At 72.2% G+C, this 2,563-nt stretch carries 2 protein-coding genes; both read left to right on the forward strand.

Annotated features, from left to right (window positions below; genetic code table 11):
• The first annotated feature begins 246 nt into the window (after positions 1–246).
• Positions 247–1,146, forward strand: a complete 900-nt coding sequence (gene htpX, locus AC2W7G_RS13495) for a zinc metalloprotease HtpX (protein WP_485868892.1) — start codon at positions 247–249, stop codon at positions 1,144–1,146.
• 37 nt (positions 1,147–1,183) lie between these two features.
• On the forward strand, positions 1,184–2,455 hold the full coding sequence (locus tag AC2W7G_RS13500; protein ID WP_485868893.1) for an aspartate aminotransferase type Ic: 1,272 nt from the start codon (positions 1,184–1,186) through the stop codon (positions 2,453–2,455).
• The last annotated feature ends 108 nt before the right edge of the window (positions 2,456–2,563 follow it).

Genomic DNA, 2,563 nt, shown 5'->3' on the forward strand with positions numbered 1-2,563 from the left:
GGCCTCGGCCTCGCGCGCGACGGGCGCTCGGGCGGCCCTTCGCGCGGCCTGGTCGTTGTCGGCTCACGGGCGGACCTCCGAGAAGAGCGCACGGTACGGACGTCCGCCCGTGACGGGGTTGATGGTTCGCTCGCTGTGCTCGCTCACGGGACACAGAGTAGGGGGTGCGACCTCGGCGTCCGGACGCCCGTCGGGCCTGGTGGGCGCTGGCTATCCTGTCGCCATGGCGCACGAGGACGCATCGCGATGAGGACCGTCAGCTTCCGCAAGGACCCGGGCCTGTCGGCCCGCATGGGCGGCGTGAGCCTCGGCCTCGGCGCGCTGTACGTGCTGTTCGGGCTCGTGCTCATGCAGTGGCTCGGCAGCGCCGTGCTGGGCTTCGCGGTCGTGCTGGTCATGGCCTGGGGCCAGTGGTTCTTCTCCGACACGCTCGCGCTCCGCTCCATGCGGGCCCAGGTCGTCACCGCCCAGCAGGCCCCCGAGCTGCACGCCATGATCGACCGGCTGTGCCTGCAGGCCGGCCTGCCCAAGCCCAAGGTCGCCATCGCGCAGACCGACCTGCCCAACGCCTTCGCGACCGGACGCTCGCCGAGCCGGTCCGCCGTGTGCGTCACCACCGGCATCCTGCAGCGGCTCACCGCCGACGAGCTCGAGGGCGTCCTCGCCCACGAGCTCGCCCACGTGGCCAACCGCGACGTGTCGGTCATGACCGTCGCGTCCTCGCTCGGCCTGCTCGCCGGCTTCGTCACCCAGTGGGGCTTCCTGCTCGGCGGCAACCGCGACCGCAACAACGGCGGCCCGGCCTTCATCGTCGTGTGGCTGGTCAGCATGGTGGTGTACTTCCTCAGCTTCGTGCTGACCCGCAGCCTGTCGCGCTACCGCGAGCTCAGCGCCGACCGGCGGGGCGCGTACCTCACCGGCAACCCGCGGCACCTGGCCACCGCCCTGCAGAAGATCTCCGGCGACATGACCCGCCTGACGCCGGCCCAGGTCGAGCAGACGCAGGGCGCGAGCGCGTTCTTCTTCGCCCCCGCGCTGAGCCGCCAGTCGTTCTCCGCCCTGTTCTCCACCCACCCGCCGCTCGAGCAGCGCCTGGCCCAGCTCGGCCAGATCGAGGTTGAGCTGCGCAACCCCGGCGCGTCCTGACCCGCCGCGGGCCCGTCCGCCGCGATACCGTTCCCGGGTGAGCCTCCAGACGCTTCCCCGCGAACAGATCCAGCAGCTGCACGACGAGCACCTGGCCGCCTACCGGCGCCTCCAGGACGAGGGTCTGACCCTGGACATCACGCGCGGCAAGCCCTCGCCGGCCCAGCTCGACCTCTCCGAGGTGCTGCTGTCGCTGCCCGGCGCCATCCGTCAGGACGCGGCCGGCACCGACGTGCGCAACTACGGCGGCCTCGAGGGCAACCTCCAGCTGCGCCAGACCTTCGCCGACCTGCTCGGCGTCCCGGTCGAGCAGCTGCTGGCCGGCGAGAACGCCAGCCTGTCGGCCATGCACGACGCGATCGTCTACGCCCTGCTGCACGGCGTGCCCGGCTCCGAGCGCCCGTGGGGCCGCGAGGACTCGATCGCCTTCATCTGCCCGGTGCCTGGCTACGACCGCCACTTCGCCATCACCGAGCGCTTCGGCATCGAGATGCTGACCGTCCCCATGCTCGAGGACGGGCCCGACATGGACGCCGTTCGCGAGCTCGTCGCCGACCCGTCGGTCAAGGGCATGTGGCTCGTGCCGACGTACTCCAACCCGACCGGCTACACGGTCAGCGACGACGTCGCCCGCCAGCTCGCCGAGATGGAGACCGCGGCGCCGGACTTCCGCATCTTCTGGGACAACGCCTACGCCGTGCACCACCTCACCGAGGAGCGCACGCCCACGGCGGACGTCCTCGGCATGTGCGAGCAGGCCGGCCACCCCGACCGCGTGCTGATGTTCGCCTCGACGTCCAAGATCACCTTCGCCGGGTCCGGTGTGGGCTTCTTCGGCTCCTCGCCCGCGAACGTCGCCTGGTGGAAGGAGAACATCTCCTTCCGCACCATCGGGCCGGACAAGGTCAACCAGCTGCGTCACGCGATGTACCTGCGCGACGCCGAGGCGGTGCACCAGCTCATGGCCGGGCACCGCGAGATCCTCGCGCCCAAGTTCGCCACGGTGCTGCGCATCCTGGCCGAGCGGCTCGGCCCGCACGAGGTCGCGACCTGGACCCAGCCCCGCGGCGGCTACTTCGTGAGCCTGGACGTCGTCGACGGCACCGCCAAGCGGGTCGTGCAGCTGGCCCGCGAGGCCGGCATCGCGCTGACGCCTGCAGGATCGGCGTTCCCGCACGGGCTCGACCCGCGCGACCGCAACATCCGCATCGCGCCGTCGATGCCGACGGTCGAGCAGCTCGAGGTCGCGATCGACGGCCTGGCCACCTGCGTCCTGCTGGCCGCGACGGAGCAGGCGCTCGCGTCCTGACATGACCCGGGTCCTGGTCGCGCCGGACAAGTTCGCCGGCACGCTGTCGGCCCCCGAGGCGGCGCGCGCCATCGCCGAGGGGTGGGCCCGGCAGCCGCGCCGGCCGAC

Source organism: Aeromicrobium sp. PFPM2_SD2 (assembly GCF_057364525.1).

Coding starts and splice junctions, on each gene's coding strand:
- htpX (WP_485868892.1), top strand. CDS start 247: ATGAGGACCGTCAGCTTCCGCAAGGACCCGGGCCTGTCGGCCCGCATG.